The organism is Bradyrhizobium cedriense (assembly GCF_054602315.1).
This window is the reverse complement of the sequence record NZ_JBTSWB010000003.1, coordinates 458,765-473,876: the sequence shown is the minus strand read 5'-3', so window position 1 is coordinate 473,876 and position 15,112 is coordinate 458,765. Positions and strand designations below refer to the sequence as shown.

At 65.3% G+C, this 15,112-nt stretch carries 16 protein-coding genes; 4 read left to right on the top strand and 12 right to left on the bottom strand.

What is annotated here, in order from left to right; all coding sequences use genetic code 11:
• A complete protein-coding gene (locus tag ACYCVF_RS13945) occupies positions 1-243 on the bottom strand; it encodes a hypothetical protein (protein WP_459596073.1) in 243 nt (80 codons plus the stop codon).
• Between the two features lie 154 nt (positions 244-397).
• On the opposite strand from ACYCVF_RS13945, the gene ACYCVF_RS13940 reads away from it, so the two are divergent.
• Positions 398-1,135, top strand: coding sequence for a Crp/Fnr family transcriptional regulator (locus tag ACYCVF_RS13940; protein ID WP_459596072.1), 738 nt, complete (start codon positions 398-400; stop codon positions 1,133-1,135).
• Between the two features lie 24 nt (positions 1,136-1,159).
• Here ACYCVF_RS13940 and ACYCVF_RS13935 read toward each other — a convergent pair whose 3' ends face one another.
• The 9 genes from ACYCVF_RS13935 to lptF form a co-directional block, all read right to left on the bottom strand.
• On the bottom strand, positions 1,160-1,879 hold the full coding sequence (locus ACYCVF_RS13935) for a Crp/Fnr family transcriptional regulator (RefSeq protein WP_459596071.1): 720 nt from the start codon (positions 1,877-1,879) through the stop codon (positions 1,160-1,162).
• A 211-nt stretch (positions 1,880-2,090) separates the two neighbouring features.
• Positions 2,091-2,327, bottom strand: a complete 237-nt coding sequence (locus tag ACYCVF_RS13930; RefSeq protein ID WP_459596070.1) for a hypothetical protein — start codon at positions 2,325-2,327, stop codon at positions 2,091-2,093.
• Between the two features lie 76 nt (positions 2,328-2,403).
• Entirely contained in the window at positions 2,404-3,462 is a 1,059-nt protein-coding gene (locus ACYCVF_RS13925; protein WP_459596069.1) for an alcohol dehydrogenase, read from the bottom strand.
• Between the two features lie 93 nt (positions 3,463-3,555).
• Entirely contained in the window at positions 3,556-4,413 is an 858-nt protein-coding gene (gene rsmA, locus ACYCVF_RS13920) for a 16S rRNA (adenine(1518)-N(6)/adenine(1519)-N(6))-dimethyltransferase RsmA (RefSeq protein WP_459596068.1), read from the bottom strand.
• Positions 4,410-5,450 (bottom strand): 4-hydroxythreonine-4-phosphate dehydrogenase PdxA, encoded by a 1,041-nt coding sequence (pdxA, locus tag ACYCVF_RS13915; RefSeq protein WP_459596067.1) that lies wholly within the window; start codon positions 5,448-5,450, stop codon positions 4,410-4,412. The genes rsmA and pdxA overlap by 4 nt, the downstream gene beginning before the upstream one ends.
• Entirely contained in the window at positions 5,450-6,385 is a 936-nt protein-coding gene (locus ACYCVF_RS13910; RefSeq protein ID WP_459596066.1) for a peptidylprolyl isomerase, read from the bottom strand. Before ACYCVF_RS13910 ends, pdxA begins: the two co-directional genes overlap by 1 nt.
• A 61-nt stretch (positions 6,386-6,446) precedes the next feature.
• On the bottom strand, positions 6,447-8,936 hold the full coding sequence (locus ACYCVF_RS13905; protein ID WP_459596065.1) for an LPS-assembly protein LptD: 2,490 nt from the start codon (positions 8,934-8,936) through the stop codon (positions 6,447-6,449).
• The gene (gene lptG / locus ACYCVF_RS13900; protein WP_459596064.1) at positions 8,936-10,033 is read right to left on the bottom strand and encodes an LPS export ABC transporter permease LptG; all 1,098 of its coding nucleotides are present in this window, start codon (positions 10,031-10,033) and stop codon (positions 8,936-8,938) included. The genes ACYCVF_RS13905 and lptG overlap by 1 nt, the downstream gene beginning before the upstream one ends.
• Positions 10,030-11,199 carry an LPS export ABC transporter permease LptF gene (gene lptF, locus ACYCVF_RS13895; RefSeq protein ID WP_459596063.1) on the bottom strand — a complete coding sequence of 390 codons (1,170 nt, stop codon included), beginning with the start codon at positions 11,197-11,199 and terminating at the stop codon, positions 10,030-10,032. Before lptF ends, lptG begins: the two co-directional genes overlap by 4 nt.
• Before the next feature lie 339 nt (positions 11,200-11,538).
• On the opposite strand from lptF, the gene ACYCVF_RS13890 reads away from it, so the two are divergent.
• From ACYCVF_RS13890 to ACYCVF_RS13880, 3 genes are all read left to right on the top strand, one after another.
• Positions 11,539-13,038 (top strand): leucyl aminopeptidase, encoded by a 1,500-nt coding sequence (locus tag ACYCVF_RS13890; RefSeq protein ID WP_459596062.1) that lies wholly within the window; start codon positions 11,539-11,541, stop codon positions 13,036-13,038.
• Between the two features lie 6 nt (positions 13,039-13,044).
• Complete coding sequence (locus ACYCVF_RS13885) at positions 13,045-13,497, top strand: DNA polymerase III subunit chi (protein WP_459596061.1); 453 nt, start codon at positions 13,045-13,047, stop codon at positions 13,495-13,497.
• A 165-nt stretch (positions 13,498-13,662) separates the two neighbouring features.
• On the top strand, positions 13,663-14,151 hold the full coding sequence (locus tag ACYCVF_RS13880) for a hypothetical protein (RefSeq protein WP_459596473.1): 489 nt from the start codon (positions 13,663-13,665) through the stop codon (positions 14,149-14,151).
• 231 nt (positions 14,152-14,382) lie between these two features.
• Here the strand turns inward: ACYCVF_RS13880 and ACYCVF_RS13875 are convergent, their stop codons facing one another.
• Entirely contained in the window at positions 14,383-14,673 is a 291-nt protein-coding gene (locus tag ACYCVF_RS13875; protein WP_459596060.1) for a tripartite tricarboxylate transporter substrate-binding protein, read from the bottom strand.
• Complete coding sequence (locus tag ACYCVF_RS13870) at positions 14,639-15,106, bottom strand: hypothetical protein (protein ID WP_459596059.1); 468 nt, start codon at positions 15,104-15,106, stop codon at positions 14,639-14,641. The genes ACYCVF_RS13875 and ACYCVF_RS13870 overlap by 35 nt, the downstream gene beginning before the upstream one ends.
• Positions 15,107-15,112: the final 6 nt, after the last annotated feature.

The window sequence follows — 15,112 nt, the reverse complement described above, 5'->3', positions numbered from 1 at the left end:
TCAGCTGTCGTGCGGCGCCGACGCCTCGACGAAGCGCCGCGAGAGTTTTGCGATGCTCCAGTCGGAGACCGGAGCGGCGCGGAACTCGCGGATGGCACGGGCGAGTTCTTGATCCGACATCGGGCGGGCCGGCTGTTTCAGCGTTGCCTTGAGGAGGGCGTCGCTGATGCTGTCCAGGTGGCCGCCCGTGTCAGATGCGAACAGGCCGCGGATGCGCTCCAGAATCGTCGTCGTAGGGCTCATGAGAAGGTCGGCTCGGTCCGAAATATGGAATGTGCGGCTGCGATCCGATGCGTCGCAGGCCGGTTAGCAACCTGTGCTTCTGACCAGCGTTCTAGTCCGCTGAACCAAGCCGGACGTATCATTTGATAGAACCGGCGCGATTTTTGGCTGCCCCATGGAAAAAGCCCACGACGTGCTGATCCGGAACCTCTCCGAGCATACCGCTCTGGCAGAGGAGGATATTGCCGAAATCCGGGCACTCACCTTCACGCAGCGTGATTTCGCGCCCAACGAGGATTTCATCCGGCAGGGCGACGAGCCCGAACATTCGGCGCTGGTCGTCTCCGGCATGGTCGCGCGCTACCATCTGCTTTTCAGCGGTGGACGACAATATCTCTCGTTTCATCTCGCCGGTGACCTGCCGGACTCGCAGGGTCTTTTCATCGACCAGATGGACCACGGGCTCTGCGCGCTTGGGTCGGCGTCGGTGGCCTTCATCCCGCATCGCGAATTGATCGCCGCGTTCCGGCGGCGGCCCGCCCTGGGGCTGGCCGTCTGGCGCGAGACGCTGCTCGATGCCGCAATCTTTCGCGAGGCCATCACCAACAACAGCGCCCGGCCGATGCAGGCGCGCATGGCGCACCTGTTCTGCGAGCTGTTCTACCGCGCGCGCGCCGCGCAGCTGGTCCGCGGCAATCGCTGCCGCGTGCCGATCAGCCTGGCCCAGCTCGGCGAGACGCTGGGCATGGCGATCGCGACGGTGAATCGGACACTCGCCGACCTCAGGCGGAGCGGAGCCATGGACCTGCGCGAGGGCGAGCTGATCGTGTCGCAATGGCGTGAATTGCAGCGGCTCGGGGATTTCAGCCCAATCTATCTGCACCTGAAGCGGCAGTCGCCGCCGCGCGGGTGAGACGGAGGCATTAGACGAGACAGTTTAGCCCTCGGCGGTTGCCGCTTGGCCCCGGACCTCGTCAAAATACCTGTTCACCCAAACGTCGCAGCAGCAGGCCCTTGCGGCGAGCGCCGACGCGTCGAGGACCAGGAGGGCGCCGCGGCGCGTCGCGAGTATGCGCCTCGCCTTGAACATCTGGATAACGCGGCTGGCATAGCTGCGGGAGACGCCCAGCATGCCGGCGAGCTGCTCGTGCGTAACGGGAATCTCGGCCCCGCCGATATGTTCCTGCGCGGAGATGATCCACTTGGCGGCGCGCTGCTCGATGGAATGGGCGGCGTTGCAGGCCGCGGTCTGCAGCAGCTGCGCGAACTGGCAGTCGGCATAGCGCGAGAACACCTCCTGGAGCGTGGGTGACCTTTGCTGCGCCTGCTCGAAGGCCCGAAGCGGCAGCCGGACCAGTGTGCCGCCGAGCTTCACGACAATCCGCGAATAGGCGAGCGAGGGCGTGCGGCCGGGGGCAATGCCCACCGCACCCTCGCGGCCCACCAGCAAGCTCTCGACCTCGCGGTCGTCATCAACGGGGACGGCGAACGACACGAGCGCCGGACCGCAGGGAAAATGAACCGCCGCCACGCTGTCGCCGGCGTGATGCAGGATGTGGCTCGCCTCGACCTCGACTGGCTGAAGGTGAGGCGCGAGCAGTTCGAAGTCCTGATGGGTGAGCTGCCGGAGCAGATCGTTCTGGGGCCGACCGGGCACAACGTGTTCTCTTGGCAAGCCGGGAATCGGCGCCAGCGGGAAACCTACGTTTCCGCGGCGGAACCGACGGTTCCAAAGTGCACACAACGGATGTTCGGGCGTTGAAAACTTGGAAGGCGTGCGGCTGACGCCGTGCCATGTGCTCTGGTCGGCGGACCGCCGGCCCCGATCCGCCCGAAAGCCGTCGGGTCCGAGTGGGGCGATCGATCGTTCACCCGAAATGGGCTTCGCAGTCCCGCGACGATCGGTTCAGCGCGACGTGCGCGCGGTAGGCGTCGATCGCCTTGTTCGCCAGCATCAACTGCCGGCGTTCACCAGTCTTGAGCTGCGCTTCGATGGAGTCGAGAAGGACGTTCGCGCTCTCGTCCGGCGGACCGAGCTCGCCGCTCGTCTCCAGGCAGCTCCAGGCGATGAAGAACGCGCTTTCGACAGTGCAGCGAATGGACATGGGCAGCCAACGCGGCCGGGTCGAAGGCGTTCCGTGCGGCGGGCGAGACTTCCGTCAGGCCCGCCGCTGGAGTTAGTCAGTTCGTCAGCACGATGCGGCCGACGACCTTGCCGGCACGTAATTCGTCGATCCATTTCTGCACGTCGCCCATCGGCTCCTCGCGCATCGGAGTCGGCTTGATCTTTCCGGCGCGTGCCAGCGCCATCAGCTCGTGAGCCTCGCTGAGCGTGCCCACCATGAAGCCTTCGATGGTCATGCGCTTGTAGACCCATTGCACCATGGGCAGCGTGAACTGGCCACCCATGAGGCCGGAGACCACGATTTTGCCGCCGCGCGCAGCGACCGCGACGGCAAAGGCCATCGACTTCTCGTTGCCGGCGAAATCCACGATCTCGTCGAAGCCGCCTTCGGTCTCCTTGAGGATGCGCTTGATGACGTCAGGCTCGGCCGGATCGTAGGCGACGGCGGCGCCGTTCTTCAGCGCGGTGTCGCGCGCGGCCGGTGAGAGGTCAGCGACCGTGATCGGCTGCTTGAACATCGCCTGCGCGAACGACAGGCCCATCATGCCGACGCCGCCGAGGCCGATCAGCAAGAGGTTGCGCTGGCGCGGACGATCGACCAGGCGCTTGAGCGCGCCATAGGCGGTGACGCCGGAGCACATCAAGGTCGCGGCCTGGTTGACGGGCAGGGGATCGTAGTCGAGCAGATATTTGGCGTCGGGAACAAGCACGTGGGTGGCGAAGCCGCCGTCGATGGAGACGCCGAGGAAGCGCTGCTTGACGCAGAGGTTCTCGTCGCCGTTCAGGCAATCGCGGCACTGGCCGCAACCGATCCACGGAAACACCGCCTTCTTCGCGCCGATGAGGCCGGCGGGCACGTCCGGGCCGACTTCGTCGACGACGCCGGCGATCTCGTGGCCGAGCGTGAACGGTAGCGTCATGCCGCGCGTGGTGTCGAGCTTCTTGCCGCCGCCGAGATCGGCATAGCCGTCCTGGATGTGCAGGTCGGAATGGCAGAGGCCGCAGCGCTCGATGCGCACCAGCACCTCGCGGCCTTGCGGCTTCGGCGTGTCGATGACGGTCTCGCACAAGGGCGCGTCGAACTTGACCAGGGACTGCCTGCGCATCAACGCCATATTTCTTCCTCCGAAATTAGCTCATTGTTTGAGCATGGTCTGTTTCGGAGAACGGCGTCGCGCTTTGCGCTAACGCGGCCCTTCGGGTCCGGATCATGCTGCTTCGCCGCGTATATCGGCCAATTCGCGCGCCATGGCAACAAAGCCTGGAATCGGAACGGTCTCGGCGCGCCGCGTCGCATCGACGCCGGCGGCCTGTGCGAGCCGCGCGGGATCGACGCCGAGCGACTTCAGGCTTTGCCGCAGCATCTTGCGCCGCTGGCCGAAGGCTGCTGCGGCGACCTGCTCCAGCAGCCTGCGATCGCACGGCAGAGGTTCTGGGCGCGGCACGAGGCGCACGACGGAGGAGGTGACCTTCGGCGGCGGCACGAAGGCGGACGGCGCAATGTCGAACAGGATCCTGGTCTCGCAGCGCCAGTTGGCGAGCACGCCGAGCCGGCCATAGGCCTCCTCGTCCTCGCGCGCCACGATGCGCTCGCCGACCTCGCGCTGGAACATCAGGACCATCATCTCGTACCAGGGCGGCCAGGGCTCGATGGTGAGCCAGTTGATGAGAAGCTGGGTGGCAATGTTGTAGGGCAGGTTGGCGACGATCTTGGCCTTGCCATCGCCGAGCAGCGGGCGCGGATCGAAGGTCATGGCATCGCCATGCACGATCTCGAGGCGGCCGGGATAGCGTGCCGAAATATCCTCCAGCGCAGGGATTGCGCGCTCGTCATGCTCGATGGCGATGACGCGTTTGGCGCCGAGCGCGAGGAGCGCCCGCGTCAGCCCGCCCGGGCCGGGGCCGATCTCGACGATCGTCGCCTCGTCCAGCGGCGCGGCCGCGCGCGCGATGCGCGCGGTCAGATTGAGGTCGAGCAGGAAGTTCTGGCCGAGCGATTTCCTGGCCGACAGCGCGTGCTGGCGAATGACCTCGCGCAGCGGCGGGAGGTCGTCGATCGCGCTCATCGGCTTTGGGAAGCGGCCATGCGGCTCGCAAGCTCGAGCGCCGCGATCAGGCTCGCCGGATTTGCCTTGCCGGTGCCTGCGATGTCGAAGGCGGTGCCGTGGTCGGGCGAGGTGCGGATGAAGGGCAGGCCGAGCGTGACGTTGACGGCGTCCTCGAAGGCGACCGTCTTGATCGGGATCAGCGCCTGGTCGTGATACATGCAGACCGCGCAGTCATAGGTTTGCCGCGCGGCCTCGTGGAACATGGTGTCGGCGGGCAGCGGGCCCCTGGCCTCGATGCCGTCGTTGCGCAGCACCTTCAGCGCCGGGGCGATGACGGTCTGCTCCTCGTGGCCGAGCGATCCGTCTTCGCCGGCATGCGGATTGAGGCCCGAGATCGCGATGCGCGGCTTTGCGATGCCGAAGCGGGACTTCAGCTCCGTGGCGACGATGCGTACGGTCGAGACGATCAGGGAACTGGTGAGCTGGGCCAGCGCATCGCGCAGCGAGACATGGATGGTCACGGGCACCACGGCGAGCCGCGGCGACCACAGCATCATCACCGGCTGCGGAACGCGGCCGTTCTCCGCGGCAAGCTCGGCGAGGAATTCGGTGTGGCCGGGATGGCGGAAGCCCGATCGGTAGAGCACGCTCTTGGCGATCGGGTTGGTGACGACGGCGCCGGCACGGCCCGCGCGCACGTCAATGACCGCCTGACGGATCGAGGCGAGCGCGGCCGGCGCGCTGGATGCATCGGGCTTGCCGGGCTCGGCGGTCGCATGCTCGCCGGTCGCGACCACGGGGAGGGCATCGGCGAAGGCGGAAGCGGCCTCGCCGGCGCTCGACGACGCGATCCTGATCCCGGCGCCGAGCGCCTTGGCGCGACGCGCGATCAGCGCTTCGTCGCCGAGCAGGTAGAAGGCGGGCAGGTTCAGCTCGCGGCGCCTCAGCCAGGCCGCGATCGCGATGTCGGGGCCGATGCCGGCGGGTTCTCCCAAGGTCAGGGCAAGGGGCTTGGCTGCGGACTTGGTGGACGACTCTGAGAGGGGCTTGGCCATCAGCGGTTGCGATATTCGATCATCGCCGCCTTGCGGAGCTCGTCGAGATAGGCCTTCTGGGTCTTCTCGTACTTCTCCTGATACATCTTCTCGCGGACCTCGCGCTTCTTCGGCGTGTCGATCATGGTCGGCTTGCGCGAACACAGCACCACCATCTCGATGCCGTTCTTGGTCATCTCGGGCGCGGTCATGTGGCCGATCGGCGTGTCGTCCAGCACCTTGCGCAGCGGCTCGGGAAGCTCCGCCGTGGTCTTGGTGACGGTGTCGCGGATGGTGGCGTTCGGCGTCGAGCGGAACAGCGAGTTGGCTTCCTCGCAGCTGCCGACGCGCGCGCGATAGTTCTCGGCTTCCTTCTTCCGGGTTTCAAGGAACGCCGGCGACGAGCCGCGCGGCACGATCAGCACGATCGGCTGCATCTTGTATTCGGTGCCCTCGACCTGGAGCTTCTCGCCGGTCTGGGCCTGCACCGCTTGCGCGACGTCGCGTTCGCCGACCTGGAGGCGCTCCTTGTAGCGGCCGCGCACGAGGCTGGTCCAGACCATCTCGGCCTTCATGCGGCCTTTGAGCGTCTCCGGGCGGACGCCCTTGGATTCGAGCGACTTGGTGAGCTGATCCGGCGTGATGCGCATACGCTGCGCCATGCCCTCGTAGGACTGGTTGACGTCGGAGACGCCGGGATTGACGCCGTACTTCCTGCCTTCCTTGAGCTTCACCCTGTCGTCGATCAGCTGGTTGATGACCTCCTGCCGGCTTGGGGTCTTCTGCGTCGTCAGCTGGTCGAGCTTGGCGCGCTGCTCGATGTCGAAATCGGTGATCGGGTCGCCGTTGACCATGACGACGATATTCTGCGCGTGCGACGGCGCGGGCAGGGCGGTCAGCATGAGCCCGGCACCGATGGCGAGAAGGAGGCGGAAGACTGGCAATGGGGTCGTCATGATGTCGCTCGCATGTCAGCCACGTCGTGATGAGGCAAACGCGGCCGGCACTTCAAACCGTTCACTGGAGGCCGGCGGAACTGTTGGTCGTCGACGAGGTCGCCAGCGTGCGCAGGCCGATTTGGAACATGAACGCGTGGCTCAGCGTGGGCGGCGCAGTGCCGGCCGCGTAGCTATACGAAGTTACATAGTTCGCCGCCAGCACGAAGCAATCGTCGACATAGCCGGCACCGAGCACATACTGGTTGATCTTGTTGGCCTCGAGGTCCCAGCGCGCCGAGCCCGACACCACCCAGTTGGTCGCGATCTTCACCGAGCCTGTGGTCAGGATGCCCTCGCGGCGGGTCAGATAGCCGAGCTCCGGCTGCGGCGCGTAATTGCCGTACAGCATGCTGACCGACCAGCGGTTGAAGTTGGCGCGGCCTTCCGCCTCGAAGCGCTGCACGTTCCAGGTCTGCTCGTCCATGCGGGAGCGGACGCTGAACGTGTAGGTGCTGTTGGGCGAGTAGCTGGCGCTCGCGACGTAATCGGAGCGCGGCTTGTCGAGGCCGGAATCCAGGCCCGTATTGATGGTGTCCTGGACCGCGAAGGAGTTGAGGCCGAACAGGTGGTAGGACTGGCCGAACAGCACCTTGATGGCGCCGCCCTGGTCGAACTGCGTGGTGGACTGCACGCCGACATTGGCGCGTCCGCCGCCCTCGACGCGGTCATAGCCGGAGAACTTGTCGACGCTGAACAGGTTCGAGGCGTCGAACACCATGCTCTGGGCGTCCTCGTTCGGCAGTTTGCCGGCATAGGTCTCGTTCGGCCGGATGATGATCTGCGCGATCGGCTCGACGGTGGTCGAGCCCCAGGGCTGAATGTTGATGAAGGGGTAGCGGTACTCCAGGCCCACGGTCGGCATCAGGCGGAACGCCTGGGTGTCGCCCACGGGGAGGTAGTTCGAGACGCCGGGCTGGTTGGAGACCGAGGAGTTGATCGCGTCGGCGCGCAGGCTGGCGAACGGCGTCCAGATCTGGCCGAACGGATCGGTGAAGGATCTGCGCCACTGCGCTTCCGCCGTGAGGCGAGTGTAGGTGCCGGGGAAGCCGCGCAGCAGGCACTGCGAAGGCGTGCGGGCCAGCGGATCGGCCGACGCCGTGGTGCACAGGCTGCTGGTGTTGGCGACCGTCGTGATCGGATCGAACACCGCCTCGTCGCGCGACAGGTTCACGAAATTAGTCTTGTAGCTGAACTCGCCGCCGAAGACGGGATAGTTCAGCACGTTGGAATAGTCGATCACCGGATAGACGATCGGCACCTGGCTCTGGTTGCCCGAATAGCTCAGCCAGTACATCGTGCGGGCATCGAAGAAGCTGCGGTTGCCGACGCCGGTGAGATAGAGCTGCGATAGCGCTTCCGTCGGCAGCAGCAGGAACGAGCCGAGCGGATCGCGGTACTGATAGAGCCGGTAGTCCGAGAAGAAATAGTAGTCGGACATCAGGACGCCGTCCCAGCCCCAGACCCATTTGTCGTTCAGCGCGAACTGCCCCTTGGTGTCGACGGCGCCGCGGAAGTCGCGGTCGCCGGGCTGCCCGGAAAACGCGCCGGGATCGAGCTGGTTGATGCCGTAGGCGCGGATCTGGTAGGCGCCGTCGATCAGGCGCTGGCGGAATTCGCCCTGTAGCATCACGCCTTGCCGCGTCATGAAGCGGGGGGTGAAGGTGGCGTCCATGTCGGGCGCGATCGCCCAGTAATAGGGAACCTCGGCGCCGAATCCCGTGTTCGCAGTGCCCGGGAAATAGCCAGGCATCAGGAAGCCGGACTTGCGCTTCACGGTCGGGTCGGGCGTCGAGAAATAGGGCATGTAGGCGAGCGGCACGCCGAAGAATTCGAGCTGTGCCGTCTCGAAGTACAGCATCTTCTCCTGCTGGTCGTGGATGATGCGCGCACCCTTGACCTGCCACAGCGGCGGCTTCTTCGGATCGTCCTTGCACGGCGCGCAGGCCGTGTAGACACCGTTCTCGAACACCGTGTAGTTGCCGCTGGAGCGGTCGGCGCGGCTCGCGGCCATGCGGGTCTGGTCGGCCGTGTCCACGCGCAGCGAATCGACGAAACCGTCGCGGTAATCGTCGGAGAGATCCAGGATCTCGGCATAGGTGATCTTGCCGTCGGCATCCGTCATGCGGATGTTGCCTTCGGCATGCAGCCGCTTGGTCTTCTGGTCGTAGATGACCCTGTCGGCCTCGACGCTGGTGCCGTTGTAGAACAGCTGAACGTTACCGACAGCGGAGACGCGCGAATTGTTGTAGTCGTAATTGACCTCGGTCGCCTGAACCAGCATCTGGTTGTCGTTGGCGATCTTCGGCGGCTTCGGACGCGGCGGCAGCGGATTATAGGTGAAGCTCTGGGCATGGGCCGGCGCCACGGCGGCAACGTCGATCAACCCGCCGAGCGAGGACGCAGCGACGACGGCAATCAGGAGCCTGCGGACGGACAAGCCGCGCCCGCTCGCGCGCACCGAAATGCGCCGCGTCAAACGGGACACGAGCCCTCGGTGGACGGCAGTCACTATCCGTCCTCCTGATAGAGCAAGGCCAAAAAGCCGGTGAGGCCGCCCACCACAACGGGCAACCACGCCGCAGCGATCGGATGCATCAACTCAGCCTTGCTCAAATCCTCAGTTACTTTCGACAGAACGTAGAGCAGAAAGCCTGCGCCCACGCCACTCAAAACCATCTTCTGCACGCCGCCCATCCGGAAGAAGCGCAACGACACGGAGGCCGCGAGCATCACCATTGCGGCAAGCAAAAACGGCTGCGCCAGCAGCTTCTGATACTGGAGTCGGTATCCGGCTGTCGCGAAGCCCGAGCTCTCGGATGAGCGGATGTAGCTCGGTAGTTGCCAAAAAGACACAGTCTCGGGGGTGGAAAAGCTGTTGCGGACCTGCGCCTCGGTCAACGTGGTCGGAATCTCCAGGTTGGCCTGATCGATCGGCGGGGCGTCCAGCGAGAAACGGCGGACGCCCTTGAACAGCCAGCGGCCGGCCTCGAGCGTCGCCTCGCGCGCCTCGACCCGCTCCTTGAAGTGCTGGTCCGGGTCAAAACGGAACAGCGTCAGCCCGGTGAGTCGGATGCCCTGCTGCTCGCTGCGTGCCGCATTGATGATGGTCTGGCCGTCGCTGGTCACCTGATTCAGCCAGAAGCCGGAGGCGTCCTGGATGCCGCCGCCGGGCGCCGAGCCGAACAGCTCGGCTTCCATGCGCTTGGACAACTCGCGCAGGTTCGCGGACATCGGATTGTAGGCGACCGTGGCGATCACCCCGATCAAAAGCGCGCTGCCGAGCGCGGGCGAGATGAATTGCCATGCAGAGATGCCGGCGGCGCGCGCCACCACGAGCTCGAGCCGGCGGGAGAGGGCGAGATAGCAGGTCATGGCGCCGATCAGCATGCAGAACGGCGTCAGCTTCTCCAGCAGTTGCGGCACACGGAACAGCGAGGTCTCGGCCACCATGATCGCGGACGCGGAGGCCAGCCCCGAGGTCTTGCGCACCATCTCGATGTAGTCGACCAGCACCAGCAGCAGGAAAATGCCGCCGAAGACGCCGAGCGCTGCGACGACGAAGCGGCCGGCGAAATAACGCCCGAGTGTGTTGGTGAGCATGCTCATGCGGTGGCCGGACGTCCGAACAGCCGCGCGATCCGCGCGTTCGACCTGTTGATGGCTTCCATCAGGCCGGCGGGCGGCTCGACCACGACGCCGCCGATGATCATCGCGAGCCCGATGCCGATCGCGCCGCCGACCAGCGCATATTGGACCAGCACTGCGCCCGGCGATTTCACCGCGACCACCGAACAGGCGAATCCGGCCATGCGCAGGCCGAACACCGCGACAATCGAGGAGCCGATCGAGAAATTGCGGCTCTGACGGGTGGTGCGCGGCGCCCCCAGGAAAGCGAATGTCAGGACGGCAAAGGCGAAGGGATAGATCGGCGCCAGAATGCTGTCGTGCAGCGCCGAGCGGAACTGGCCGGGAATCTGCTTGTAGACGGGGTCGTTCTCGGACGGCGAGAACAGCTCCCAGAGATAGCGCTCGCGGATGCCGAGGGTGACGTCGCGGCCCTGGCCCGAGAACTTCGACATGTCGAAGCCGTAGCGGCCGAACGCCACGAGCGCGGGGTCGCGCTTGCCCGCCTCGAAGCGCTGGAGATTGCCTGTCTCCAGCACCAGGAACGAGCCGGTCTCGTTCTTCACGATCTCCCCGTGCTCGGCGACGATCGACACGCGCTCGTTCGGATCGCGGCGGTCGTCGATGAAGATGCCGGCGAGGATGCCGCCCGGCTGGCGCTCGCGGATCCGGATCGTCAGGTTCTTGTCGAGCTGGGCGAAGCGGCCGGGCTGGAGAATGTTGGTGAGCACGTCGGCGGTGATCTCGGCATCCCACTGCTTGATCCGCCGCATGCCGTCGGGGGCGAGATAGGCCGCGATGAAGGCGACCAGCAGCGCCACTACGCAGGTGGCGTAGAAGAAGGGATAGAACAGCCGGAATGGCGAGAAGCCGGCGGCATTCATCACGATGATCTCGGAATCGGTCGCGAGCTTGTTCAGCGTGTGCGAGATCGCGATCATCAGCGCGATCGGCGAGATGATCAGGACCAGGGCCGGGATGACGAGGCTGGTGATGCCGAGGAAGGTGAGGATGGTCTGACCCTGGCTGGTCATGAGGTCGATGCCGCGCAGCGCCTGCGTAATCCAGATCACGCCGGTGAGGCTGACCAGGACCAGCGCAAACGACGCCAGCGTCGTGCGGAAGATATACCTATCGATCGACCCCATGCGCTACCGCACGAATCCCCATCAGCCCCCGAATGTCGACCAGAATTCCGGCTGCCAACCAATCCCCGGTCAGGGGGGCCCCATGGTTGACCAACAGCTCTTCCGGCGGTTCATTTTCTCACTACCATCCCTTTGATCCGTCAACAAAATGGCTGCCCCGTGGCACCTTCAATATATGGTTAATATTTTGCTGGTTGTGGCCAGGCGGCAACGGCGACGCTTGGCATCGGGCGGGCCGCTGGCCCATAGTGGGGAAAGCCTCAGTGAATCGCCGTTCAGCTCCGGCCCGTGGCCGGCACCGCCGAACGGCGAAAGTTCCATGCATTAAAGGAGTTACCCATGTCCGATGCCATCAAGGTCGGCTTTGTCCCGTTGTCTGCCGCTCCTCGTGGCATCCTGGTGGTGTTCTGCGACGAGGGCCTGAAGCTCGGCCCGGCGACGGCCAAGGCACTGGGTGGCGGTGTCGATCTTGTGAAGCGCGCGGCTGCCGCCGCCGCCTTCAAGGGTAAAAGCGCGGCCGCGCTGGACATTCTGGCGCCGGAGGGCGTGAAGGCGACCCGGCTGATCGTGATCGGCGCCGGCAAGGCGACCGGCCTCAAGACGAACGATTTCCTCAAATTCGGCGGCGTGGCCGCCAGCAAGCTGCCCGCTGGCACCACCGCCATGACCGTCATGGCGGAGCTGCCCGGTGGCGCCATGACGAGCGAGCAGGCGGTCGCGCTCGCCTCGGGCCTGCGCCTGCGCACTTATAAGTTCGACCGCTACAAGACCAAGAAGAAGGATGGCGAGGAGGGCGGCTCGCGCGCCGACGTGTCGCTTGCAGTGGGCGACGCAGGTTCTGCGAAGAAGGCGTTTGCCTCGGCCGGTCACGTCATCGACGGCGTGATCATCGCGCGCGACCTCGTCAACGAACCGCCGAACGTGCTTTTCCCCGAGGAATTCGCGCGCCGCGCCGCTCAGCTCCGCAAGCTCGGCGTCAAGGTCGAGGTGCTCGACGTCAAGGCGATGCAGAAGCTCGGCATGGGCGCGCTGCTCGGCGTCGGCCAGGGTTCGGCGCGGCCGAGCCGCACCGTGATCATGCGCTGGGACGGAGGCAGGAAAGGCGAGGCGCCCGTCGCTTTCGTCGGCAAGGGCGTCTGTTTCGACACCGGCGGCATCTCGATCAAGCCGGCCGGGAGCATGGAGGACATGAAGGGCGACATGGGCGGCGCGGCCTGCGTCGTCGGCCTGATGCATGCGCTCGCTGCGCGCAAAGCCAAGGTCAACGTGGTCGGCGCCATCGGCCTCGTCGAGAACATGCCCGACGGCAACGCGCAGCGGCCGGGCGATATCGTCACCTCGATGTCCGGTCAGACCATCGAGATCATCAATACCGACGCAGAGGGCCGCCTCGTGCTGGCCGACGTGCTCTGGTACGTCGCCAAGAGAGTGAAGCCGAAATTCATGGTGGATCTGGCCACGCTGACAGGCGCGATCATGGTGGCGCTCGGCACCGAGCACGCCGGCATGTTCTCCAACAATGATGAGCTCGCCGACCGGCTGCTCGTGGCCGGCGTCGAAAGCGGGGAGAAGGTCTGGCGCATGCCGCTCGGCCCCGAATACGACAAGCTGATCGATTCCCAGTTTGCCGACATGAAGAACACCGGCGGCCGCCACGGCGGCTCGATCACCGCGGCGCAGTTCCTCCAGCGCTTCGTCGACGGCACGCCCTGGGCGCATCTCGACATCGCAGGCACCGCCATGGGCGCGCCGAAGACCGACATCAACCAGAGCTGGGGAAGTGGCTACGGCGTTCGCCTGCTCGACCGCCTGGTCTCCGACCACTACGAGCGCAAATGATCCGAGATGACTGAAGTGCTGTTCTACCATCTGCAAAACATGACGGTGGAGAATGTGTTGCCGCCGCTTCTCGAGAAATCGCTCGAGCGCGGCTGGCGCGTCGTGGTGCAGTCGAGCTCGGAAGAGCGCGCCGAGGCGCTGGACGCGCATTTATGGACCTATCGCGACGATTCCTTCCTGCCACATGCGACATGGCGCGTGAACGATGCCGCTGACCAGCCGATCGTGCTGGCGATCGAGGCGGACAATCCGAACGGCGCCAATGTCCGCTTCCTGATCGACAACGCTGCGCTGCCGCAGGACGCACAGGCCTATGAGCGCATGGTGCTGCTCTTCAACGGCGACGATCCGGACGCGCTGGCGCTGGCGCGCAGCGCCTGGACGGATTGCAAGGCGCGGGGATTTGATGTCACCTATTGGCAGGCCGACGAGCGGGGCAGGTGGCAGAAGCGGAATTAGCAACGGTCCGCAATTAATGATAATTTGCACTTTTCGAAGGATGATGGCCTCGGCCACCTTCGTGCCGCAAAGGGATGTTGGGACAATCGTTTAGGGCTGGTCCTTCAGGCGGGGAATTAGTTTATCGTGCGACATCAAAAGCTTCCCGGCTCGCTCATGATTGCGTTGGCTGCCGTAGCACCGCTGGTCGCGGGCTGCTCGGGCGGGACCGATCTGTTGTCGAAGGACGCAGAATGGTTCCAGCGGCCCGGCCGCCTCTTCATCAAGAACATCTCGATCGAATCGCCGCCGCTGACGCCGGACAAGCCGGTGGGTGCTGAGGATCTCGTCAGCGCCGACGGTGCCTGTCCCGGCATGGCGCCGCCGCCCGGACCGGCCGATGCCAATGCATCGACCACGGCACCGGCGCCGATGGGCGGTACGGTCGCGCTCGGCCATACCGAATGCGACGTGGTGCGCGGCATCGGCGCACCCTCGAACGTCAACCTCTCCAATGATGCCGCCGGCCGCCGCGTTGCGGTGGTCACGTGGACCACCGGGCCGCGTGCGGGCATCTACACCTTCACGGCCGGTCGGCTGTCCTCGATCGAGGGCAATCCGGATCCGCAGCCGATGCCGAGGACGGCGAAGCCGAAGAAGAAACACGCGGCCTGAGGCTCGGCCTCGGTTGCCGATCACTGGATCGGCGCAATCCCACCGCTTGATCAGCTCTGCCCATTTCCGAGCCTCGGCCCGGATTTGATCGGCAAACTCGCTCGGCAGACGCTTGACCGTTTCCATGCCGAGGGCCGCGAACTTCTGTCGCGCAGTCGGCGCTGCCACGGCCTTCTCAGCCTCCTCGTGCAGGCGTGAGACGATCGCAGCCGGCGTTCCGGCCGTTGCCATTCAGGCGTTCGCTTCAAAGCCATGAAAGCCAAGCTCGTCCAGCGGCGGCACATCGGGCGCGGCTGGTGAGCGCCGCAGCGATGTGGTCGCGAGAGCGCGCAAACTGCCGTCGCGGACATGCGGCAGCACCGAGGCGATGCTGCCAGCGATAGCAGCAAGAGCAAGGCAAGCGCGAAGCGGATCAGGTTCGGTCTCCTCGCGAAAAGCGGTGGATTGCTCGTCTCGGGCGGACCGATCAAAAGCCGTGTAGCGCCCCTCAGGGCAGAGCCTTGGTGTTGTCAGATTGGCCAACGCGGAAACGGCCCTTCATCTTGAAACCGTCGCGCATGTTTAGGCCGAGAAGAACGATGTTCAGCGCGCCTGCAAGCAATTCGAGAGTCTGCGCCGCGTAGAACGTGGTGTCGAACTCGGCGGCCTTCGCCTTGGAGGCAAGAAACAAGGCGACGGGAATGAGAACCAGGATGCCGTTGCCGATGATGAAAGGCATGCGCTTGATCTTTGCCCCGATCAGGCCAGCGCGTCGCCCCTTTGCGAGGAGGAACCCTGAGCCCCCCGTCACCGCAATCGCCGGAACCAGTAACAGGAAGCCCCAGGGTATCGCCGTCTTGACCATGGCCACGCTCGCGTGTGACGCAAACAGCTCGGAGAGAGCCGTGGAAAGCCAGAAGGTCGCGATGGTCGTCAGCGCGATCGCGCCCGCCAATGGATGGATGATCCCTGTCATGGGCCT